At 62.5% G+C, this 22,684-nt stretch carries 21 protein-coding genes and 1 pseudogene; 10 read left to right on the top strand and 12 right to left on the bottom strand.

What is annotated here, in order from left to right; genetic code table 11:
* Window positions 1-8: 8 nt before the first annotated feature.
* The 7 genes and pseudogenes from RHP72_RS28995 to RHP72_RS28965 form a co-directional block, all read left to right on the top strand.
* Window positions 9-245, top strand: coding sequence for a hypothetical protein (locus tag RHP72_RS28995; RefSeq protein ID WP_223304396.1), 237 nt, complete (start codon window positions 9-11; stop codon window positions 243-245).
* A complete protein-coding gene (locus tag RHP72_RS28990; protein WP_003945975.1) occupies window positions 242-1,180 on the top strand; it encodes an ABC transporter ATP-binding protein in 939 nt (312 codons plus the stop codon). The genes RHP72_RS28995 and RHP72_RS28990 overlap by 4 nt, the downstream gene beginning before the upstream one ends.
* Complete coding sequence (locus RHP72_RS28985) at window positions 1,177-1,968, top strand: ABC transporter permease (RefSeq protein WP_064442867.1); 792 nt, start codon at window positions 1,177-1,179, stop codon at window positions 1,966-1,968. Before RHP72_RS28990 ends, RHP72_RS28985 begins: the two co-directional genes overlap by 4 nt.
* A 21-nt stretch (window positions 1,969-1,989) precedes the next feature.
* The gene (locus RHP72_RS28980; protein WP_311094142.1) at window positions 1,990-3,132 is read left to right on the top strand and encodes a histidine kinase; all 1,143 of its coding nucleotides are present in this window, start codon (window positions 1,990-1,992) and stop codon (window positions 3,130-3,132) included.
* Window positions 3,129-3,743 carry a response regulator transcription factor gene (locus tag RHP72_RS28975; RefSeq protein WP_003946002.1) on the top strand — a complete coding sequence of 205 codons (615 nt, stop codon included), beginning with the start codon at window positions 3,129-3,131 and terminating at the stop codon, window positions 3,741-3,743. The genes RHP72_RS28980 and RHP72_RS28975 overlap by 4 nt, the downstream gene beginning before the upstream one ends.
* Before the next feature lie 153 nt (window positions 3,744-3,896).
* On the top strand, window positions 3,897-4,304 hold the full coding sequence (locus RHP72_RS28970; RefSeq protein ID WP_003945999.1) for a YciI family protein: 408 nt from the start codon (window positions 3,897-3,899) through the stop codon (window positions 4,302-4,304).
* Between the two features lie 22 nt (window positions 4,305-4,326).
* Window positions 4,327-5,439 (top strand): annotated as a pseudogene (locus RHP72_RS28965) (RNA polymerase sigma factor); the annotation flags it as partial.
* On the opposite strand, the gene RHP72_RS28960 reads toward RHP72_RS28965, so the two are convergent.
* The 11 genes from RHP72_RS28960 to RHP72_RS28910 all read right to left on the bottom strand — a co-directional run bounded on the left by RHP72_RS28960 (window position 5,425) and on the right by RHP72_RS28910 (window position 17,612).
* Complete coding sequence (locus RHP72_RS28960) at window positions 5,425-6,171, bottom strand: amino acid ABC transporter ATP-binding protein (RefSeq protein ID WP_003946070.1); 747 nt, start codon at window positions 6,169-6,171, stop codon at window positions 5,425-5,427. The pseudogene RHP72_RS28965 and the gene RHP72_RS28960 sit on opposite strands and share 15 nt — an antisense overlap.
* A gap of 4 nt (window positions 6,172-6,175) precedes the next feature.
* Window positions 6,176-7,993, bottom strand: a complete 1,818-nt coding sequence (locus RHP72_RS28955; RefSeq protein ID WP_003946057.1) for an ABC transporter substrate-binding protein/permease — start codon at window positions 7,991-7,993, stop codon at window positions 6,176-6,178.
* Window positions 7,994-8,144: 151 nt separating this feature from the next.
* Window positions 8,145-9,059 (bottom strand): SMP-30/gluconolactonase/LRE family protein, encoded by a 915-nt coding sequence (locus RHP72_RS28950; protein ID WP_054828106.1) that lies wholly within the window; start codon window positions 9,057-9,059, stop codon window positions 8,145-8,147.
* A 31-nt stretch (window positions 9,060-9,090) separates the two neighbouring features.
* Window positions 9,091-10,290, bottom strand: coding sequence for a zinc metallochaperone GTPase ZigA (gene zigA / locus RHP72_RS28945; RefSeq protein ID WP_050655935.1), 1,200 nt, complete (start codon window positions 10,288-10,290; stop codon window positions 9,091-9,093).
* A gap of 98 nt (window positions 10,291-10,388) precedes the next feature.
* Complete coding sequence (gene nthB, locus RHP72_RS28940) at window positions 10,389-11,027, bottom strand: nitrile hydratase subunit beta (RefSeq protein WP_192712612.1); 639 nt, start codon at window positions 11,025-11,027, stop codon at window positions 10,389-10,391.
* Between the two features lie 26 nt (window positions 11,028-11,053).
* Window positions 11,054-11,677 (bottom strand): nitrile hydratase subunit alpha, encoded by a 624-nt coding sequence (gene nthA, locus RHP72_RS28935; protein ID WP_042450854.1) that lies wholly within the window; start codon window positions 11,675-11,677, stop codon window positions 11,054-11,056.
* A 73-nt stretch (window positions 11,678-11,750) separates the two neighbouring features.
* Window positions 11,751-13,316, bottom strand: coding sequence for an amidase (locus RHP72_RS28930; RefSeq protein ID WP_311094141.1), 1,566 nt, complete (start codon window positions 13,314-13,316; stop codon window positions 11,751-11,753).
* Window positions 13,317-13,430: 114 nt separating this feature from the next.
* Window positions 13,431-14,837 carry a substrate-binding protein gene (locus RHP72_RS28925; protein ID WP_204855174.1) on the bottom strand — a complete coding sequence of 469 codons (1,407 nt, stop codon included), beginning with the start codon at window positions 14,835-14,837 and terminating at the stop codon, window positions 13,431-13,433.
* A 44-nt stretch (window positions 14,838-14,881) separates the two neighbouring features.
* Window positions 14,882-15,250, bottom strand: a complete 369-nt coding sequence (locus RHP72_RS28920) for a helix-turn-helix transcriptional regulator (protein WP_003946030.1) — start codon at window positions 15,248-15,250, stop codon at window positions 14,882-14,884.
* A 115-nt stretch (window positions 15,251-15,365) separates the two neighbouring features.
* Window positions 15,366-16,427 carry a phenylacetaldoxime dehydratase family protein gene (locus RHP72_RS28915; protein ID WP_054825622.1) on the bottom strand — a complete coding sequence of 354 codons (1,062 nt, stop codon included), beginning with the start codon at window positions 16,425-16,427 and terminating at the stop codon, window positions 15,366-15,368.
* Between the two features lie 204 nt (window positions 16,428-16,631).
* Window positions 16,632-17,612 (bottom strand): helix-turn-helix domain-containing protein, encoded by a 981-nt coding sequence (locus RHP72_RS28910; RefSeq protein WP_047270147.1) that lies wholly within the window; start codon window positions 17,610-17,612, stop codon window positions 16,632-16,634.
* A gap of 176 nt (window positions 17,613-17,788) precedes the next feature.
* Here RHP72_RS28910 and RHP72_RS28905 point away from each other — a divergent pair, with 176 nt between their 5' ends.
* Genes RHP72_RS28905 through RHP72_RS28895 form a run of 3 tightly spaced genes read left to right on the top strand, consistent with a single transcriptional unit; the run spans window position 17,789 to window position 21,668 of the window.
* The gene (locus RHP72_RS28905) at window positions 17,789-18,424 is read left to right on the top strand and encodes a TetR/AcrR family transcriptional regulator C-terminal domain-containing protein (RefSeq protein ID WP_030537647.1); all 636 of its coding nucleotides are present in this window, start codon (window positions 17,789-17,791) and stop codon (window positions 18,422-18,424) included.
* 36 nt (window positions 18,425-18,460) lie between these two features.
* A complete protein-coding gene (locus RHP72_RS28900) occupies window positions 18,461-19,966 on the top strand; it encodes a long-chain-fatty-acid--CoA ligase (protein WP_311094140.1) in 1,506 nt (501 codons plus the stop codon).
* A 10-nt stretch (window positions 19,967-19,976) separates the two neighbouring features.
* On the top strand, window positions 19,977-21,668 hold the full coding sequence (locus RHP72_RS28895; protein ID WP_219468312.1) for an acyl-CoA dehydrogenase family protein: 1,692 nt from the start codon (window positions 19,977-19,979) through the stop codon (window positions 21,666-21,668).
* Here the strand turns inward: RHP72_RS28895 and RHP72_RS28890 are convergent.
* Window positions 21,665-22,543, bottom strand: a complete 879-nt coding sequence (locus RHP72_RS28890) for a LysR family transcriptional regulator (RefSeq protein WP_064689118.1) — start codon at window positions 22,541-22,543, stop codon at window positions 21,665-21,667. The genes RHP72_RS28895 and RHP72_RS28890 overlap by 4 nt on opposite strands.
* Window positions 22,544-22,684 lie beyond the last annotated feature (141 nt).

Genomic DNA, 22,684 nt, shown 5'->3' with positions numbered 1-22,684 from the left:
TTGGATGCATGAGAGAACCACATGAGGGAAGCCTCCTGACGGACCTGATGGACATCGGACCCGCACCCACGATGGGCCGCGAACTTGTAGTGATCGTGGTGAACATCGCGATCGTCGGAGTGGTGTTCGCGATCATCGGCTCCAATCCGGTGTTCTGGATCCTTGTTGCCGCTCTCGCTGTCTATGCGGGTATTCGATTCGCGATCGGACTGCGCGGCTGGAACCGAGCGGAGGCGCAGCGATGAAGGGCGATCCCGTGATCGACGTAGTCGGAATGTCGCGGCGTTACGGCTCCGGTAAGGAGGCGTTCGATGCTGTTCGCAATCTGGATCTGAGTGTTCAGGAAGGCGAGCTGTTCGGCCTCCTCGGAACCAATGGTGCCGGCAAGACATCCACCCTCGAAGTGATTCAGGGTCTTTCACGAGCCAGTGCCGGAACGGTGCGCGTTCTGGGCATGGATCCGGTGCGCAACCGCAAGCAGATTCGCCCGTCGCTTGGCATCATGCTCCAGAAGGGTGGCTTGCCCCAAGACCTGACTGCTCGTGAGAGTTTGGCGATGTGGGCCGGAACCTGCTCGAATCCGCTGCCCGTGGACGAGGTGCTCGAGCGCGTGGACATGCGTGACCGTGGTGATACCCGCGTGAAGTTCCTCTCGGGAGGTGAGGCGCGGCGACTGGATCTGGCGTGCGCGATCATCGGCCGGCCACTCGTCCTGTTTCTCGACGAGCCGACTACTGGTTTGGATCCCGAAAGTCGACGTAACACTTGGCAATTGATCGCTGACTTGAAAGCGTCGGGCGTCACCATCATGTTGACGACGCATTACCTGGACGAAGCCGAGTCTCTGTGCGACCAGTTGGCGATCATGCACCGAGGATCGGTGGTGCGCAGCGGAACCGTGGCGGACGTCGTCGCGGATCATCCTGCCCAGATCAAACTGCACCGTCCCGGTCTTCCGCTCCCGGCCCTGGCCGGCGCCGAGGTACGCGTCGAAAACGATCTGGTGGTGATCACCACTCGCACAGTGCAGGAGACGCTGACGGAACTGCTGCTGTGGGCACAGCACAACAACATCCTGCTGACCGGCCTGGATGCCCGCGCGGCATCCCTGGAGACCGTATTCCTCTCCATTGCAGACCAATTCGATCATCACGCAACTCTCGAAGGAGCGTCGGCATGAACCGCATAGCAACCCTGTCTCGTTCGGAGTTCACGCTCCTGGGACGAAATCGACTGTTGCTCTTCAACGCAATCGTCCTCCCGTTGATCTTTCCCGTGGGGATGCTGTACCTGTCGCGCGATGGCGGGTTGTCCGACAAGTCGGTGTCGGCAGGCCTCGAGGTGTTTGCACTCTTCCTGCTCGTGTTCGTGGTCTTCTACAACCTCCTGTCGGTGTACGCGACGCGTCGTGACGAGTTGGTTCTCAAGCGACTACGGACAGGGGAATGCAGCGACGCCGAGATCCTCGCGGGCCCGGCAGTGCCGTCGTGGGTTCTCACCGGCCTGTTGACGGTGGTGATCGGAATCGCCGTGATGGTTCTGGGCGGTAGTGCTCCGGTCAATCCGGTCCTGGTGCTGGTCGCGGTGATCGGCGGCGCCGCGCTCTTCACGGCGCTGGCGTTGATCACTTCGGCTGTCACGCGAAATGCAGAGGCGGCGCAGATCACCTGCATGCCGATTCTGATTCTGGCGACGGCAGGTATGTCCTCGATCAGGAATGTCGTGCCGGACAACATTGCTCGCATTCTCGATTTCACTCCGCTGGCCGCAGTAGTGGACCTTCTCAATCTCGGATGGCTGGGGCGGACCACTGGCGAACTGGCTGATCTGGGCGATGCGCCCGGTGCGGCAGCGGGATTTGTCGACACCTTCGGTTCGGCTGCGCAACCGCTGTTGGTCATGCTGGCGTGGATCGTCGGTTCGGTTCTGATCGCGAACGTCCACTTCCGCTGGGAACCGCGTTCGTAGAACTCTGAGAAGGTAGTGGGCATGATCGCGCAGAACTTCGGACGCTGGAATCCGAGACGGACGTGGCGAACCGCGTCGAACGTCGACAAGGTTCGCCTCTACACGCGGCAATCGTTCATCATGGTCGCAGTGGTTTTCGGTGGCTTCGGTGCGGTCACCGAGATAGTTGCGGATCGGTACCTGTCGGGTGTCTTCCTCGGAATCAGTGCCGTTGCGTGCGTCATCGCCGTGTCTCGGATGCCTGATCTGGGCGGAGTCGTGGCCAAGCCCGTCCAGATTCCTTTTGCCGTGATGACGTTGTCGGCGTTCTGCTCGGCGGGAATTGCCTTGGGAAGCAATGGCGAGAACGGCCCGTACTTCTGGCTGGCGGCAATCCTTGTCGTGCCCCTTGCGGGGTTGACGTCGTTGCGCTGGCTGATCGTGGGCTCGGTGGCCGCCGGGGTTGTACTGGGACTGCTTGCGGGTCCGGAAAGCGGCGTGTCCGTCGGAATCGTCGCCGCCTTCATGGGGCTGACCGTCTACATGTCGGTGTGGCTGCTGCGGATGGTCACCGAATTGGACGAGGCACGCGGAGCCGCTGCCGCTCTGTCCGTCGCCGAGGAACGGTTGCGATTTTCACGCGACCTCCATGACGTCGTCGGGCGGGCACTGTCTGTAATTGCGGTGAAAAGTGAACTTGCAGCTACTCTTTCACGACGCGGCGACGATCGTGCCGCCGCGCAGATGGACGAAGTACGCGAACTTGCGCAAGATTCACTCGACGAAGCGCGCGAGTTGGTTCGGGGATACCGGTCCATCGCCTTGGCGTCCGAGCTGGCCGGTGCGCAGTCTCTGCTCGAGGCCGCCGGAATCTCCACTGCGATACGTGGATCGGCAGATCAGCTGCCGGTGGAACTGGCCGAAGCTGCCGCCTGGGTCGTCCGTGAAGGCGTCACCAACATTCTCCGGCACTCCAGTGCCGAGAATTGCAGCATCGAAGTGTTCGCGGACGGCGTCGTGATCGCCAACGACGGCGCACGGATCGCAGAGCCGAACAACGGAACCGGCCTGAACGGATTGCGCGAGCGCGTCGGCGCCGTCGGAGGAATTGTCGAAACCGTGCAGGACGAAGATCGCTTCACCCTCACCGCCCACTTTCCGTCCCGAACGAAGGAGTCTCGGTGACCGAGCCGATCAAGGTACTGCTGGCCGACGACGAGAACCTGATCCGCTCGGCTCTGGCCATGATGTTGTCGCTCGAGGACGACATCGTTGTCGTCGCGGAAGCCGAATCCGGCGAGGATGCCGTGGTCGCTGCTGCAAAACATCAACCTGACGTAGCCGTGCTCGACCTTCAAATGGCAGGTATCGACGGCATCGAGACGGCGCAACAGATTGCGCAGACGGTCTCGGGGTGCGTCTCGATCATCGTGACGAGCCACGGGCGTCCCGGGTATCTGAAGAAGGCACTGTCAGCAGGCGTCCGAGGATTTCTGCCGAAGACGACGCCTGCGGCGACGCTCGCCGAGGTGGTCCGCAGCGTCCATGCCGGCGGGAGGTACGTCGACCCGTCGTTGGCTGCCGAGGCAATCGGCGCCGGCGACTCACCGCTTACTCCGCGCGAAGCGGACGTACTCGAGTACGCGGCCGACGGAGCATCCATCGAGCAGATCGCTTCCCGGGCACACCTCTCGGCAGGAACCACCCGGAACTATCTGTCGTCAGCTGTCACCAAACTCGGTGCTGCCAACCGGCACGAAGCTGCGGTGATCGCCCGCCGGCAGGGGTGGATTTAGGGCCTCCGGCCCCCGTGCGCCTTTCTGGTTGCGGGCACTACCAAAAAGGCGCACAGGGCCGAAGGCCCCGCGATGTCGAGAATCCCCGACTTGCTTCGTCCCTGTAGTGAAGTGCGACCAGAATGGGTGGCACCGACACAGAGGAGATTCACGATGGCCAAGTACTTGCTGCTCAAGCACTACCGCGGCGCTCCGGCTGCAGTCAACGACGTGCCGATGGACCAGTGGACGCCGGACGAGATCACTGCCCACGTGAAGTACATGCAGGACTTCGCGGATCGGCTGGAGAAGGCGGGCGAGTTCGTCGACGGTCAGGCTCTCGCTCCTGAGGGCACCTTTGTCCGGTACGACGGTGAGGGTCGCCCGCCGGTCACCGACGGTCCGTTCGCGGAAACCAAGGACCTCATCGCCGGCTGGATGGTGATCGACGTCGACAACTACGACCGTGCCGTCCAATTGGCCGGCGAGCTCTCGGCCGCGCCCGGCGCAGGCGGGAAGCCGATTCACGAATGGCTCGAACTGCGCCCGTTCCTGACCGAGCCGCCGACCATCACGGACTGAAACCTGTCATGGACGACGCCCTGCTTCGGAGTCTGACGCCGTGCAAGACGCTCTGCTCGAGGCGGTCAGGGTCTGGCCGGACAACCCGCCGCGGGACCCGAAGGGCTGGCTGGTCACGGTGGCCTGGCGGCGGTTCCTCGACGGGATCCGTTCGGATGCGGCTCGTCGCAAGCGGGAGTTTCTGGCGGACGAGCAGCCAGGCGAGCGGCCGGTCAGCGGGTCGGTGCCGGGCGTGGACGACACACTCCAGCTCTACTTTCTGTGCGCGCACCCGTCGTTGACGCCGTCGTCCGCCGTCGCACTCACGCTGCGCGCTGTCGGCGGGCTGACCACCCGCCAGATTGCGCAGGCCTACCTGGTGCCCGAGGCGACTATGGCTCAGCGCATCAGCCGAGCCAAGCGCACGGTCTCCGGCGTCCGGTTCGAGCAACCCGGCGATGTCGCCACCGTCCTGCGTGTCCTCTACCTGGTCTTCAACGAGGGGTACTCCGGCGACGTCGACCTCGCTGCCGAGGCCATCCGGCTCACCCGGCAGTTGGCGGCCGCGATCGATCACCCCGAAGTCGCAGGGTTGCTCGCACTGATGCTGCTCCATCACGCTCGTCGAGCCGCGCGAACTGCCGCGGACGGCAGTCTGGTTCCGCTAGCCGAGCAGGATCGCAGCCGGTGGGACACCGATTCGATTGCCGAAGGAGTCGCAATCCTCCAGTCAGCTCTCGCCCGCGACCGGCTCGGTGAGTTCCAGGCCCAGGCCGCCATTGCCGCACTCCATGCCGACGCTTTCACAGCAGACGAGACCGATTGGGTGCAGATCGTGGAGTGGTACGACGAACTCGCAGCCCTGACCGACAGCCCGATCGTCCGGCTCAACCGAGCGGTGGCCGTCGGCGAGGCAGACGGGCCACGCGCCGGCTTGGCAGCTCTTGCAGCGCTCGACGATTCACTTCCACGCCATGCCGCAGTCGAGGCCTATCTCCGTGAACGCGACGGAGACCTGGAGACGGCGGCGAGGTTGTATGCCGATGCAGCGCACAAGGCATCCAACCTCGCCGAACGTGACCATCTGATGCTTCAGGCGTCGAGGATCAACGCCCGTCGATCCCCTGCAAGCGCCCCTGAGTCAGAGAACCTGTGAGAGGAACGCCTGCAGTCGATCTGTTTCGGGATCGTCGAAAAGCTGTTCCGGAGTACCGGTTTCGACTACGGCGCCGCGATCCATGAACAGCACCTTGTCGGAAACGGAACGCGCGAAACCCATTTCGTGCGTCACGACGACCATGGTCATGCCGGACTTCGCGAGATCGGCCATCAATGCCAGAACACCCTTGACCAGTTCGGGGTCGAGAGCTGACGTCGCCTCGTCGAAGAACATGACCTCGGGCTTCATCGCCAGGGCGCGGGCAATGGCGACGCGCTGCTGCTGACCACCCGAAAGGTTGCCGGGCCGCGAGTCGGCCTTCTCCCTGAGCCCCACCAGATCCAGCTGCTCGAGCGCGAGCGCCCGAGCTTGCTCCTTCGACAAACCCTTGAGCTTGTTCGGCCCGAGTGCGATGTTCTCGGCGACGGTCTTGTGTGGGAACAGGTTGAAGTGCTGGAACACCATGCCGATCCGCTGGCGTAGCTCGTCGGGGTTGTCCTTCAGGACGGACTTCCCGTCGAGCAGCACGTCACCCTGCTCGGGCTCGTGCAGACGGTTCAGCACGCGCAGGAGCGTCGACTTGCCCGAACCGGAGGGCCCGATGACGGTGACGGTGTTTCCGGCGTCGACGTGCAGGTTGACGCCGCGAAGCACCTTGTTGGTGCCGAAGGACAGATGCAGGTCCTTGCCGGTGAGCGATACGGACTTCAGTTCAGAGCTGGTGGTCATGTCCTCAGCCCCTTTCCACGACGATGGCCTGCTCGAGCGGATCCAACGTGCCTGAAGTGTCGGCGCGTCCGGTCCGGAGTCGGTTGTCGATGTAGTTGACGAGGTGCGTCAGCGGGATGGTCAGAGCAAGGTAGAACAAGCCTGCCGCAACGAGCGGGGACAGGCTGCCGGTCTGGGCGTTGAGATCACGTCCGACGGCAAAGAGTTCCCGCTGGGTGACGAGGAGACCGAGGAAGTAGATCAGCGACGAGTCCTTGATCAGTGAGATGAACTGGTTCATCAACGCCGGCAGAACGCGTCGTACACCCTGCGGGATGACGACCAGCGACATGGACTTTCGGTAGCTGAAACCGAGGGCACGTGAAGCCTCGAGCTGCCCGGACTCGACGCTCTGGATTCCGGATCTGAAGATCTCACCGATGTATGCCGACGCGAGCAGTGACAGCGCTGCGACACCGAGCCAGTACGGATTGCTACCGGTGATTCCCTTGACGATCGGTCCGACGCCGAGCCCGATGATCAAGATGATGACGACTGCGGGCAGGCCACGGAAGATGTCGGTGTAGACGCGGGCCGGCCAGCGCAGCCAACGGGTGCGCGAGATACCGGCGACAGCGAGCAGCATGCCGAGGATCGTGCCGATGATGCCGGACGCGAGCGCAAGGATCAGGGTGTTGGGAAGACCGGTCTTGAGGAGATCGGGGAATGCCTTCTTGTACAGATCCCAGTCGAAGAACGTGTCCTTGAGCTGTTCGAGCGTCGACTTCGGTTGGTACGACGCGGTATCGCCACCGTCGCCGTTTGCTGCGTTTTCCGCGGCAATGGCTGCGAAGTCGGGCAGTTCCGGAGTGGCCGCGGCCTTGGATCCGGGCTTCCAGCCTTCAGGGAGTTGGCGCGGTACCCAGTCGGCGTACAGCTGAGACCAGGTTCCGTCGTCGATGACTGCGTCGAGGCCGGAGTTGAGGGCGTCGATCAGCGGCTGGTTTTCCTTGTTCACCGCCCAGCCGACGAAGTTGTTGACCGAGAAGGTGTTCTGGATGATCGAGGTCGGATCACCGGGAGCGATTGCACCTTCGGCCTGCTGAGACGGAGCTACCCAGGCGTCGATCTGTCCGGACTTGAGGTTCGCGTACGCCGTGGCGTAGTCGGGAAACTTCACGGGATCGAGCTTGAGCGTGTTCACGACGTAGTCGTCCTGCACGGTTCCCTGTACGACGCCGATGCGCTTTGATGCGTCCAGGTCTCCGAAGCCGGTGATCGGGCTGCCGTTAGGCACGACGAGGGAGAAGTATCCGAAGTCGTAACCGTTGGTGAAGCCGACGGTGTTGCGACGGTCGTCCGTGGTGGTGATGGACGACGAGCCGACGTCGAAGCGTCGACCGGCAACCTGGGCGAGAAGCCCGGCGAACTCGGTGCCGACGAACTCGACCTTCAGGCCCAGCTTGTCCGCGACGGCCTTCAACAGCTCGTTGTCGTATCCGGTGTACTGATTCTCGGAGTTGACGCAGATGCTCGGGGGCGCGTCACCGAGCGTGCCGACCGTGATGACCCCGGGTTTGATCAGATTCAGCTTCGAGGTGTCGATCTGATCGACCGGGGTGACGGTGGCCGTGGTGTAGCGGTCTTCGGCGCCCGCACCCGCTGCCGCGTCCAGATTGGTGGGCGCCGCGGTTGCAGCTCCCACTCCTGGAGGTGCACACAGGTCTGTGGGGGCTGCCGACGAATCCGAGCCACTCGAGCACGATGACAGAGTCAGCGCCAGGAGGGCAGTGAGGAGCAGTGCCACCACCAGGCGGATCTTCGCTGCGACGGAAGAAAACATGCGTGCAGCGTAAACCTAAGGGTAGCCATTTCTCCGTGTAGAACTGTTGACAGTTTTCGGACAAGGGGCCGTTGCGCTGCGGGCATGCCTTCAAATCAGCGTGATTTTAAGTATCGCCAGGTCGGGGAATCTCGTGCCGAAGAGATCGGCGTCAGCGGACGGGTGCGAGTTCGACGCCCGACGGAGGTACCAGGCGACGCAGCGTTCCGTCGAAGCCGGTGACGTAGAGCGCCCAGCCGTCGCCGTCCTGTCCTATACGCACTGAACTCGGCCCGTTCCACCCATTCGACAGACCCGAAGCGACGACGCAGGAAGTGCCGGTTTCAGGGTGTACGCGATAGATCGAGCCTTCGACGTGAGCAGCGGCGTAGAGCATTCCATCCTGCGACATGGTCAGATCGTCGAGTCCGGGTATCAGGCTCGGGACCGTCGCTACAACTGTCCACGCGTCAGGGGTATCCAAGGGCACTCGAATGATCTGACCGGTGAACAGGTCATCGGTGTACACGGCTCGATGATCCGGACTGAGCGCGAGTCCCTCCGAACGCGGCACTGTCGACCAATTGGGAACGACGGCTCCGGAGTCGTGCAGATAGCGCGAGACGCCCTTTGGCGGACCTCCTTCTGTTCCGACCCACGTGGTCAGCAGATCGCCGTCGGGAAGCCGGAGCAGGCCGTTGCCCGCGAAGTCGACGGGTGCGGACAGCTGATCCGTCGAGGTGTCCAGGTGCCACAGCTTGCCGTCCTGTCTGGTGAGGAAGGACAGCCTCGAACCGTCGAGTTGCAAACCGCCAGGGGCAGCCATGTCGTCGAGGACAGTTCGTACCTGTCCTGCGGCGTCGACGTGATAGATCTTCGACTCGCCGGAGAGGTAGAACCCGCCGTTGTCATCGGGCTCGAGGTTTTCGAGCTGTTCCAACCCTTGCGCTACGGTTTCGACCCGCCACTCGCCGCACATCGGCGCGACTGTCCAGGTGGCCCCCGCCGGCGTAGCTGCGGCCACGGTCCCGGCTGCGATCGCCGCGACGATCAACAACGCCCGAGTTCGGTTGCGTGATACCCCCATTGCGCACAACTTACGGCAAACCGGACCAATATCAAACGGTCTGGTCGGTATAGCCGACGCCCAGGGGGTCGCTCCAGGTGGTCCACACGTCTGGCCCGAGTTCGATCTCGGCTGTGGTGAGTAGACACGCGTCGAGTTCTCGGTGCAGTCGAGACGGGTCGATGGCTTGGCCGATGAAGACGAGTTCTTGTCGGCAGTCTCCGACGGGTTCTTCCCACTTGTCGAGGATTCCGTCACGACGGTAATCGTCGGCCGGCCACTCGTCACGGGGTAGAAACTTCCACCAACGGCCGACGTATCCGTGGCGAATGAGATGACCGGCCTGAGAAATACTCCCGATCTCGGTGAACCGGCCGGCATTCCAGTAGTAGCCCTTGGCCCGAAGTAACTTTCCGTTGGTCCACTCGCTGCTGAGGAAATCATGCAGCCGTTGGGGGTGGAAGGGTGCGCGCTCGCGGTACACCACCGAACTGATTCCGTACTCTTCGGTTTCGGGGATGTGTTCACCTTGGAGTTCTTGTAACCATCCGGGGGCCTGTGCAGCCTTTTCGAGCGAGAACAAACCGGTGTCGAGAATCGTGTCGAGTGGGATGCGACCGAGCGTCATCGGAACTATCGCAGCGGATGCGTTCAAAGAGCGCAGGACTGCGGTCAATTCGACCAGGTGCTGGTGCGAGACGAGATCGGCCTTGCTCACCAGGATGACGTCGGCAAATTCGATCTGATCGACAAGCAGATCCGCGATGTCTCGTTCGTCTTCCGGGGCATCGGCTTCGACGCGGCCCCCAGCCGTGTAGTCGCGCAGAAAACTGTGGCCGTCGACGACGGTGACCATGGTGTCGAGTCGGGCGACGTCGGCGAGGGCGTGGCCGTCGGTATCGATGAATGTGAACGTCTCTGCGACGGGAAGCGGTTCGGAGATGCCCGAAGATTCGATGAGTAGGTAGTCGAATCGGCCATCGGCGGCCAAGGCACTGATCTCGGAGAGAAGATCCTCTCGCAGGGTGCAGCAGATGCAGCCGTTGGTCATCTCGACCAGTTTCTCTTCGGAGCGACTGAGCGAGATCTCACGCTCGACTTCTGCACTGTCGATGTTGATTTCGCTCATGTCGTTGACGATCACCGCGACCCGCCGACCCTCTCGATTTCGCAGGATCTCGTTGAGTAGTGTCGTCTTCCCGGCGCCCAGGAAACCTGACAGCACCGTGACCGGAAGTCGTGTGTCGACCATGATTTCCAGTGTCCTTCCGAATGAGAGAATTGCTGTGATCAGGCGGCGGTCACGCGAAACGCTGTGATCGCGTGACCGCCGCCCGGAATGTTGGACGATCAGGCCGCAGGCTCGAGGTAACCCTCGAAAAGGTCGACTACGACGCTGCCGCCGTCGGTGTCGCTACCGAACAATTCCTCGGCGGCGAACTTCACGTGGTACGTCGGTTCTTCGCCGGCGTCGTTGCGCCCGTGGCCGATTGCGTCGGGAAACGGCCACTTCTCGGTAGTCCGATGAGAGATGGTTCCCACTCGTCCGCGGCAGTACGCAGGCATTCGAATATGCCCCGGAACGTACTCGTCGCGCACGCGTACTCGCTGACCGACCTCGAAGGTGGTCGTCTCGACGGGTGCCGGCCGCCCTTCGGATTCGCTGGGCCGCGACAGTGGGAACGGTCCCCCTGCAAGGCTTTCGAGTTCTTCCTGCGTCAGGATTCCCTTTTCGACCATCAGTGTCGCGACGCCGATGACGTACCTCTCGTAGTACGGGGTCATCATGTAGTGGCGTGGTTCCATCCGCTCGACGACGTATCGAACTTCGTCGACGCTGAATGCCCCGAGTTCGGCGACACCGGCGAACATCAGGCTGTACGGCAGGTGTTCCCACTCGGCGTGGAAGGTGGGGCCGATGTCGGCGTTGACGGTATGCGGGACTTTGCCGAAGCCTTGAACTCCGGCAAGATCGTGTACTCCATCCATGGTGTGCTTCTTTCTTGTCGGGGTGATCAGACGGTGGGGACCTGCGGGACTGCGACGCCGATCAGGCAGTCCTTGGTGACGATCTCTTGAAGCTGTTCCTGGCTCCAGCCTTCGGTGCCTGCGGGACGTTGCGGGAGAACCATGTAGCGAGTTTCGGCGGTGGTGTCGTAGACGCGGATCTCGACGTCCGACGCGATCTCGGTTCCCATCTCGGAGAGAACCTTCCGTGGCTCACGCACCACTCGCGCACGGTATTCGAAACTCTTGTACCAGGTAGGGGGCAGGCCGAGAATGGGCCACGCGGTGCATGAACACAACGAGCACACGATCACGTTCTTGAGGGTCGGGGTGTCTTCGACTGCCACGATGTACTCGCCCTGGGGGCCCAGATATCCGTACTGGGCAACCGCGGCGGTACCGTCGGTGAGAAGCAACTGCCGGAACTCGGGGTCGGTCCACGCCCGCGCGACCAATTCCGCTCCGCGCCTTGGACTGAAGTCCTCCTCGAAGGTCTTCTTCCATCCCTCGACGTAACCGTCGGGTACCAATCCCTTACCGTCGAGTGCGCGGAACAGGGCCCACGCGCGATCGGAGACCGGCGCCTGGGCCGGTGCGGCGTTCTCCGTTGTGTGGTCGATCGTTACTGACATCTGGTTCACCTTTTCTATGCGGGCTGATCATGTGTGAATCGGTGGAATTTGTTGTGCAAGTGCGGATACAGAACTAGGTGAGGCTGAGTTGTGGTGCAGAGTCGGAGATGTGGTCGGCAGGCGTCGGAAACGCGCCGCGAAGCTTTTCGAATGCGCGCCCGACCCGGAGGACCGTCGCATCGTCGAAGGTCTTGCCGGTGATCATCATTCCGACCGGAAGCCCGTCTACCAGGCCGGCCGGAACGGACAGGGACGGATGTCCGGTCACGTCGAATGGTGCTGTGTTGGCGATCATCCCGAGAGCCTTCGTGATGAAGGTGGCGCGGTCCACGTCCTTTGCCGGCAACTCGGATGCGACGTAGGGCAGTGTGGGCATCACCAGGACGTCGAATTGTCTCAAGGCAGTGTCGTAGGCGGCGCGGGCGAGCGGTACGAGGTTCCGGGCTTTGCCGTAGCTCGCGCCGCCGAGGGTGGTGATGCCGTGGTGGCCGGTCAGAGCCACCAGTTTGACGGTTTCGGACAGAGCGTCGGCGTGCTGAAGGCGTCGAGAAGCAAAGTGTGCCATCAGTTCCGGATCGTACAAACCTTCGGCGTTCATGCCGTATCCGTTGCCGTCCAACATCTGGTAGGCACCACCGTCCGTGGCGATCACGTTCCAGATGTGGAAAGCATGTAGGTGCCACGGGATGTTTACTTCCTCTACCGTGCAACCGATTTCGGACAGACTGTGTGCCGCTGCGCGGACTGCGTCGTCGACCTCGGGCTGTGAGACCGCGTGCCCGAAACCTTCTCGAACGATCCCGATTCGCAGACCATCCACATCGGAGTCGAGGGTGGACAGATAGTCACCTGCTTCGACGCTGTCGGCTTGGCGTGGGTCGTTACCGTCGCGACCGGCGATGACCGAGAGCATCAGTGCGGCATCGTGGACCGTGCGTGTGATCGGGCCGAGATGGTCGATTGTTCGCTCGATGGGAAATGCCCCGGTATACGGGACGAGCCCGAACGTCGGCTTGTGTCCGACGACGCCGCAGAATGCCGCCGGGATCCGGATCGATCCGCCCTGATCCCCGCCGATGGCAAAATCGACGTCACCGTTTGCGACGAGAGCCGCACTGCCACCGGATGATCCACCTGCTTCACGCTGTGGGTCCCATGGATTGCGGACCGGTCCGCTTGCCGGTGTGAAGCTCGAACCGGAGAAACACAGGTCCTCACACACAGCTTTGCCCGCGACGGTTGCACCGGCCGCCAGTAGTCGAGTGACCACAGTCGCGTCGCGAGACGGAGTGAACCCCTCTACTGTCCGAGACCCGTTCATCATCGGAACTCCGGCCACGGTCACGTTGTCCTTGATCGCCACGCGTCGGCCGGTCAGGACGCCGTCCGACGTCGGCGGGATGCTTGTGGTCACATACCAAGCGCTCAAAGGATTTTCGCTCGCTGTTGGCACCGTGTGCTCACGTGACGTGGTCGGCGGGGTTGCCTCGTCGGCGTACAACTGGTCGACGACGTCGTAGGAGCCCAGTGCTCCGTCGATCAGTGCCGGCCACTCGAGCCGGGCTGATTGGTCGAGAGTGATGCCGTAATGCCTTGCGGCGGTGTCTATTGCATTGTCGTCAGGTCGGATTGTCGCCATGAGAAGTGTGCTCCTGATGTGATCGGCTTCACTTGTCTTTCAGACTAGGGCCGGATCCATAATTGCGTCAATAGGTATCGACATATTGACTCGTTAAGTTCGGGTTACGCGCGCTCAGAGAGAGCGGGGGTACAGGCGCCCACGGCGTGATTCAGCGAGCAGAATCGGTCGATGCAGTGGAACACCGTTGTTCGTAGAGCTTTTCGATGTCGTGACAAGCTGCCGAAGTACTGTTTCCGGATCGCCTGCCGACGTTCGTTCGACGGCGCGTGCGTAAGCGACGATCGCTTCGTACGTTGTCTCCGACAGGGAACTGAGCGGAGGCAGGAGTTCGTTCGAGCTCGCGCTGTATCGCTTTTCGAGGTCGTGATCGCCGGCTGCGGATTGAAAGTAGCCGAATGCCGCCCAGACTCCGTCGGCATCGGAATTGCCGATGAGCTGCTGAGTGGCCTCGTCGAGGACCAATGCAAACGTCCGCGTGGTGGCCCGCAGTCCGTGCTGGGCGCATTGTCGTTCGAAGAAGACCTCGTCATGGCCCACCAGGGTGGAAAGAATCAGTTCGGCCCCGGAGTCGGCTATCGACTCGATGATGCGTGAGAAGTCGGTTGTCCCCAACGGTACGTAGACTTCGCCGGCCACCGAACCTGTGGATTCGGCGATCACACGCCGGGCCGCCCAATGCGCTCCGAACGACCACGAATACTGCTGGCCGACCAGGAACCAAGTGCGAGAACCGGTCTCGGACATCATTGCGGGTATACCCGCTCGCGTCTGGTCGAGTGGGCGCTCACCCAATCGAAGGACTCCCGGACGCGATCGACCTCCCTCGTTGAGAACTGTGTGCACCAACAGCACACCGGTGTTCTGCAATGCAGATGCAGCGGCATTGAAGGTCGACGATGTCACGCACGCGAAAACGGCGCGACATCCGCTTTTCACCAATCGCAGTGCGGTCGCCGCTCCGGCCGCCGGGTCGGAAGCGTCATCGCCGATCACCAAGTCGACGAGAACGCCGCCGATGCCGCCGTCGGCATTGATTTCTTCCACGGCCAGGGATGCGAGTGTTTCTGTCGCCTGGGCGAATACAGCTGCCGGGCCGGATTTGCTGACCAGCAGCCCGATCCGATGTCGGTCGGAACGCGGAGGTTCGGGTGGAGCGAATCCGCGCTTGTTGGCAAGCCAGGAAATGCCGTCCTGATCGAGGCTGGACTCGAGAACGATCCGGGTCCCGGCGCCGTCGGGAAAGAACCGGATCGTCAGGCGGCCGCGCCACGGTTGGTGGTGCACGATCACGACCGATCGGCCCCGCTTCACGCCGGCGACGTATCCCAACAGCGTGATCGGCATTCCGACTGGATCTGCGCGTGCGCCGTCGCCGACGGGAAGGGAGATGGCGGCAGCGGCCCCGACCGTCAGTTGCTCACATTCGAGTTCGAGCAGTTGCCCCGTTTCGAGGCGCTCGAAGGCTGACCCTGGTGGGTCGGTCGTCACGATCTGTGCCGTTACGGAGAGACCTGGCACGTTCTACTTCCTGCCTGAAATAGGTGCTGGGGCTCAACAGGGCATCACGCTCGGCGACGCACCGATGCGACGTCTGAATCCTCAGTCGCAGTGGTCGGCAACTCTGAGGCGTTCGAACCTGCTTCCAGCGCTCGCCCGAGGACGTCGCGCAGGAACTGGAGTGCATCGTTGGCGGGCCCCGATGGATCTATCGAGAACAGGCGATGACGTCCTTGACGCCGTTCGACGATCACGCCGGACAACCGCAGCGCCTTGAGATGTGTGGATACCGTGGTGCGACCGACCGTCGAAATTTGATCGCTGATGAAGCCCGCGTTGCACTCGCCGTGGGTAGCCAGCGTGTCGAGAATCTGTCGACGCACTTGGTCGGCCAGCACAGCAAACGCCAACTCTTCGTTTCGTTGAGTAGTCACTGTCTGCTGTCCGCGCTTCCTCGATGGTCTCTACTGAGATATGTCGACACCCGTCAACATATCTCGAGTTGCCTCCGAGGGAAAGAATGTGGCCGAAGATTGCCGGTGACTTCGGTCAGTGCTCGGCGGTGATCACCGCGTCGCGCAGCATTCCGGTCCCGGGATGGCAATTGATGTACTCGTAGAGCTGATCGGCGGCATCGAATACCGAGACCTCATGGTAGAGACGCAATTTCGACAGGCCCTCGGCCACCCGGAAGAACGTCGTGAAGATCCGTAGATGGGTCGGGTGGGATTCCGACCACCGTTCGAGTTGGTCGAGGGAGGCCCAGTGGCCGATGTTGTAGCTCAAGTCGAGGAAGTTTCCGTCGATGTCGATATTGCGTACGAATCGGTTGCTGTAGCACCCGACGGCCGGGCCGTTGTCGCGGAGGAAGTCCATGCCCGATTGAAGAGTGGGCAGGATTTCGTCCAGGTAGAGGCTGCGCTCGTCTGCTTCCGCGTCGGCCCAGTCCTGCCCGGACCTGATCAGTGCGATGTTGTCGTGTCCCCGCACTACTACGCGTCCACCTACGGCGGGGTCACCGGCGACGACCCGCAGTTCGCCCGAGGCCTGCATCCAGTCGGTTTGGGAGATCGGAAACCGCTCGCGCATCGAACCCCAGTAGCCGTGCTCGTTGATTTCGCCGCTGACACCGTCCATGACAGCTCCCACCCCGGGGAGGTCGTCTTGGAACGCGTAGAGCGTTTCGAATTGTTCGGCTCTCGGTGCCACGATCTCGCGGAAGAACCCCAATCCGTCCGACAGGCGGTCTTCGGACTCCCACCAGGAGGACACTGGAGGTGATGTGCTCCAACGATGTTGGGAAGAAACATCTTTCCAGTAACCGACCACGATCAGGTTCTCGTAGCCCTGGTTGTCGATGTGATGGGTGAGATCGTGGTGTGCCGGTCCGTCCGGCAAGTCGAAGCCGGCGACGATATCCCGCATCGCCTGCAGTGCTGCCGGGCGCTGATCCTCGCCGCGGAACTGCACGCCGAGATAGCCCATCACGACTTGGTGCAATGTGTCGTCTGCGCGCCCGACCCACATGGGAAACGGTGGCGTATAGGTATCCGGAACCCGCCTGGTCAGAGTGCGCGGGCATTGAAGGTGTTCGCCGATTGCAGATTCCATGAGTGCTCCCTGTGATGTAGGTGGTCGAATCGGGTGCCTGGCACTTGGCAACGCCGTGCCGAAAATCTACGCCCGCTCAGCCGAGCAAACTTGGCCGTCAGCGCCCGATGCTTGGCCTACCGTGCCAAGAATTGTGGATACGCTTCGGCGACAGAAAATTTTGAACACCATGTTCAATGGGTAAGTGTCCGAAGATGTTACAGATCAGCGGGTAGTACTTGTGGGGGCCGCTGCTTGCGACCGGTACCGCCGCGGGCTGATCCCGAATTCCGCCTTGAAGGCTCGACTGAAGGCGGCCAGGTCGGTGAATCCCCAGCGGTGAGAAATCTGGGTCAGCGACCGCTCTACTCCGTGTCGTTGCACGATCTCACGACGGCAACCGTCGAGTCGACGGCTGCGAATCGACCGTGACACCGTCGTGCCGTGTTCGGCGAAGGCTCGGTGCAACTGCCGAATGGAGACTTTGACCGATCCCGCGATGTCCACCGGAGACAGGGCCGGGTCTGCGATGCGGGCGTCTATGACCGACAGGGCGGATTCGTAGAGGCTGGTTCGCCGCGAGGTGATCGGTCGCGCAGTTGTGTGAAGAACGGACTTGACCAGGTTGCCGATCTCGTTGACGACTTCCTCTTCGTCTCCGCTTGCGTCGGACGTCATGCGGACGGAGGCAAGATCGTGAAGAAAGCGACCGAGCAGGCCACTCAGGCCCGCGTGTCCGTCGAAGGCGATGGCGGTCAGGCTCGTGACCTCCGCGTCGCTGAGCGACAGGTACGACCGTGGCCAGGTGAACACCTCGAGTCCCCAGATGCCGTCGTGTGCGTGTCCCTCGATCTGCCAATCGAAGGGGCGCGTGGTGTCGTACAGGACGTAGTCGCCACGTCGCAGGACGCATTCGCGGTCGTCTTGGCGCACGACCGCGCTACCGCGGCGGATCATCCCGATCTGCAGATAGTCCGCGCCGTCGCTTTTGATGAGGCTGTTGCTACGGACTATTCGTTGTTCCATCGATTGAACTGCGGATACCCGAACGTGTGCGAGTTGGGCCGAGTGGACGGCCCCGCTGAATCGATCGCCGTCTCCGATATCGGATACGTCGAGCGCGACAAAATGCTCGCGCAACAAATCTGCCCAGTCGCCCGTGAGAGTCGTGCGTGTGGGCAGGGAGAAGCCGGATCGCGCGAGCATTGCAGGGCGCCTCCTCGCAGAAAAGCCGAAGTTCTCGGGTGCTCGATGTTCAGAGAGTAATCCCGCACATCAGACATGTCGATAGAAGTCGACATGTCATAGCGTCGGGAAGAAATTGTTTGCCATACAAACAACGCCGAGTTATTGTTTGTCGTACAAACAAGTAGGAGTTCGTGATGGCCACCGAGGCAGTTCCCGCAGCGCGCGCGACGCGTGAGTCGGGCAAGCAGACGCGCATGGCGCTGTTCAACGCCGCAACCGAGCTGTTCCTCGAGCACGGCGACAGCGTCTCCATCGCGCAGATCTGCACGGCCGCCGGCGCCCATCCCAACCAGGTGACCTACTACTACGGCTCCAAAGAAAAGCTCTTCGTCGAGGTGGCGTGCGCGGCCGTTCTGCGCGCAGGCAAGCGTGCCGAGGTCGATGCCGCCGACGCCGACACGGTCGGCGATTACACCGAGAAGCTGGTCGGATCCCTCCTGGGCTCGGGCGCTCCCAGCGTCGAACTCTTCGTGGAAGCGATGATGATGACGGGTCGTCGTGGTGAACTCCGCGACCTGATCTCCGAAACGCTTCGCACTCTGCACTCCTCGGGCGAAACCGCCCTCCTCCGTACCTTGATCCGCACCGGCTGGCAGCTGCGCGCGGGCATCGACGTCGAGTCCAAGGCCTTCTGGTCTGCGATCTTCGGCCTCGTCATCCAGAAGACTGCCACCGGCGAGAGCTTCGGCTACTCCCTCGAGGAGGCGGTTGCCGTCATCTTCGCCACCCTCCAGATACCCGACGCCGTACTCAACAGCTCGATGGAATGAACTCTCTTCGAGCGTGATTCTCCGACAAGGACTTCGATGAATATCGTTCGCGTATTCGACAGCAACGTCACCAAGACCCCGGACAAACCCTTCCTGATATTCGACGGTCACGATCACACGTACTCCCAGGTTCAGGACGGAAGTCGACGCGCCGCAGGCTATTTGCAGTCGCTGGGCGTGCAGCCGGGCGACCGCGTCGCGCTGATGTGTTACAACACTCCGGGATTCGTGTACGCGATGCTCGGTGCCTGGCGCTTGGGCGCCGTCGTGGTCCCCATCAACCACAAGATGCAGACTCCGGAAGTTGCCTACGTGCTGGGACACGCGAAGGTGTCGGTGTGCGTCTTCGACGGTGAGTTGGCGCCGGTTGTCGGTCGACTGGAGACAACGGCCAAGCTGATCAGCACGGACTCTGTCGCAGACGGTTTCGACTTCTTCGACGACGCCATCACCCGCCAGGACGGCGTTGACGGTATCGACATCGACGAGAACGATCCGGCTGAAATCCTCTACACCTCGGGGACTACCGGCTCGCCCAAGGGCTGCGTCCACAGCCACCGCAACGTCGTCGGTGTTGCCGTCACCGCGGCCCTCGCCGTGTCGACGACTCGGGACGAGCGACTGCTCATGGCCGTCCCGATCTGGCACGCTTCCCCGCTCAACAACTGGTTCATGTCCACGCTCTACATGGGCGGAACCGTCGTGCTGCTGCGCGAGTACCATCCCGTCAAATTTCTGGAAACAGTTCAGGAACAACGCATTACCCTCTGCTTCGGCCCGCCGGTCATCTACACCACTGCACTCAACCTCGTGCCGAACTTTGCCGACTACAACCTCGGAAGCGTTCGTGCGTGGTTGTACGGCGGGGGACCGATCGGCGCGGATGTCGCTCGGCGACTGGTGGAGTCGTACGGCACCACCGAATTCCGACAGGTCTACGGCATGACCGAGACCGGGCCAGTGGGCACCGTGCTGTACCCCGAAGAGCAGTTGAGCAAGGCGGGCTCGATCGGCCGCGTCGCGCTGGCCGGCGTCGACCTGCGCCTGGTTGCCGATGACGGCACCGACGCGGAGCCCGATCAGATCGGTGAGATCTGGCTGCGCGCCGACACCGTCATGCAGGGGTACCTCGACGACCCCGCTGCCACGAAGGCTGCATTTGCCGACGGCGGTTGGTATCGCACCGGCGATCTGGCGCGCAAGGATGCGGACGGCTACCTCTTCATCGTCGACCGCGCGAAGGACATGATCATCACGGGCGGTGAGAACGTCTACTCCAAGGAGGTCGAGGACGTGATCTCCGGCCACCCGGACGTCGTCGACGTCGCCGTTGTCGGAAAACCCAACGAAGAATGGGGCGAGACCGTCGTCGCGCACGTCGTCTGGCGTGAACCGGATGTCATCAGCGCCGACGACATCAAGGACTACCTCTCGGACAAGTTGGCGCGCTACAAGATTCCGCGTGAAGTGGTGTTCGCGACGATTATTCCGCGTACACCGACCGGCAAGATCCAGAAGCACCTCATCCGCGCAGCGAGCTGAAAGGCCTGTCATGACTGATATTTCCGAGAAGACCGTCACCCACCCGGCTCCGCATCGCACCCATGCAGTGCTCAACCAGTCGGTACCGCGCACGGACGTCAACGAGTTCCTGCTCGATACGGTCCTGGCCGAAGGCGTCGCGCGTCACGACGCCGATTGGGCCACCAGTGAACTCACCGATATCGGTGAACTGGTCGGCAGTGCCGGGTTCCAGCACGACGCCGAGCTGGCCAACACGGTGATCCCCGAATTGAAGACCTTCGATCGCTGGGGAAACCGCATCGACGAGGTCGAATACCATCCGTCGTATCACCGGATCATCTCTGCTGCCGTTGCGCACGGTGCTCACACCTCTGCCTGGGCTGACCCCAAGCCGGGTGCCAACGTGGCTCGGGCCGCGGCATTCATGCTCTTCTCCCAGGTCGAACCGGGCCACGCGTGCCCGATCTCCATGACGCACGCTGTGATCCCCTCGCTCGAGCTGCAACCGGACGTGGCCGCTCTCTGGACGCCGCGTGCCCTTTCTCGGAGTTACACCCCCGAGTTGGATGCTCCCGGAAAGGCATCCGCGATCTTCGGAATGTCGATGACGGAAAAGCAGGGTGGCTCCGACGTGCGAGCCAACACGACCATCGCCAAGCCGGCCGGACGTGGCGGCCCGGGTGCGGACTACCTCCTCACCGGACACAAGTGGTTCTGCTCCGCGCCGATGTCCGACGCCTTCCTGGTTCTCGCTCAGGCCGAAGGTGCTGCCGGCGAGGGACTTTCCTGCTTCCTTCTCCCCCGCATCCTGCCCGACGGCACACGCAACGTCTTCCGCATCCAGCGTCTGAAGAACAAGCTGGGCAACAAGTCCAACGCGTCGTCCGAGATCGAGCTCGACGGCACCGTCGGCACCATGATCGGCGAACCGGGACGTGGCGTGCGGACCATCATCGAAATGGTGTCCCAGACGCGACTCGACTGCATCCTCGGCAGCACGGCAGGTATGCGTCAGTCGGTCGCCGAAGCGGTGTGGCACGCACGGCACCGCAGCGCTTTCGGTGCCGTCCTGGCAGATCAGCCGGCGATGACCTCGGTGCTTGCCGATCTGGCTCTCGAATCCGAAGCCGCGACCATCACCGCACTGCGATTGGCTCGTGCGCAGGACGAGGACGCGAATGAGCAGGAAAAGGCGTTCCGCCGACTCGCGACGGCTGTTGCGAAGTACTGGATCTGCAAGCGCGGCCCGCACCACTCCTACGAAGCCCTCGAGTGCCTGGGCGGCAACGGTTACACCGAGGACTTCCCGCTTGCCCGTCGCTACCGTGAGCAGCCCGTCATGGCCGTGTGGGAGGGGTCGGGCAACGTCATCGCGCTCGACGTCCTGCGCGCGATGACCCGTGAACCCGACTCCGTTGCCGCCTTCGACCACGAGATCAACCTCGCCCGCGGCAACAACCCGGTCCTCGATCAGCACCTCGATCGGGTGCGACGCCAACTCGGTGAGCTCGCCACGATGGCACCTGCCGACGCTCAACTCCGCGCTCGGACCGTCGTCGAGGCTATGGCGTTGGCACTGCAGGCTTCGCTCATGGTGCGCCACTCCCCGGCCGCCTCGTCCGATGCGTTCATTGCCGCTCGCCTCGGCGCCGACCGTGGTCACGAGTACGGAACTCTGCCTGTGGGAACAGATTTCGCCGGAATTCTCGCGAGAGCCTAAGGCTGCTCCCTCAGTACCCTGGTGACGGTGTGTACTGCCGGCGTCGGATTGTTGGGTCGCCATGCCATCGCGATTTTCAGCGTGGGCGTGGCCCCGGCGATCGGCAGGTACACGACCCCGTCCATGGACAGATGCGCCGTCGACTCCACGACGACGGCGATCCCGACCCCCGCTCCGACCATGGCCAACAGGCTGTACGGATCGGGGGCTTCGTGTGCGACGGTGGGCGTGAAACCTGCTGTGGCGCAAACGGACAACGTTGCATCGCGCACCACCGAGCCGTGCTCGGCGGGATACATCACGAATCGCTCGGTTGCCAGGTCTTCCGGTGACACCGAGTCATGCGTACCGAGGTGATGCCTGGCCGGAACCGCGACCATCAAGGTTTCCTCCCGCACAGTGTGAGTCTCGAATCCGCGCGGAATGGGCAGGCCGACTATGCCCATGTCCAGTGCGCCGCGTCGGAGAGCGTCGAGCACCTCACCCGAGTACATCTGCGGCCGTAGTTCCAGTTCGATTCCCGGATGGGAGTCGGCCAAGGACCGTGTGAGGGCCGACAGGACGGTGTAGCCGCCTGTTCCGCCGAAACCCACTGTGACACGGCCCGTCTCGCCAGTCGACGCGGCCGATGCGATTTCTCGTACCACGGCGATCTGCGCTTCGATGATTCGTGCGGGCGTGACCAAGGCTTCGCCGGCTGCGGTCAGTTGCACTGATCTGGTGGTCCGGACGAACAGGTCGGTGCCGAGTTCGCGCTCGAGCGCCCGAATGGTCTGGCTGAGCGGGGACTGCCCGATGTGGAGTCGCTCGGCGGCCCGGCCGAAATGAAGTTCGTCGGCTACTGCGAGAAACGCGCGCAGCTGACGCAATTCCATGTCGCTCCTCCCAGTCTTCATTTATGTGGTTCTCCCACATAAATGAGTCGAACTAAGTCTTGGACTCTACATGGATTTCGGACGATAGTGATTCACGCCTCACATTGCATCCCTTGGTGATGCCCGACGCGAGAATCAGGG

It is taken from the genome of Rhodococcus sp. SG20037 (assembly GCF_031763325.1).
In the GTDB taxonomy this organism is placed as follows: Bacteria; Actinomycetota; Actinomycetes; order Mycobacteriales; family Mycobacteriaceae; genus Rhodococcus_F; species Rhodococcus_F qingshengii.
The sequence above is the reverse complement of the archived record's forward strand: the minus strand, read 5'-3'. Positions and strand labels throughout refer to the sequence as shown.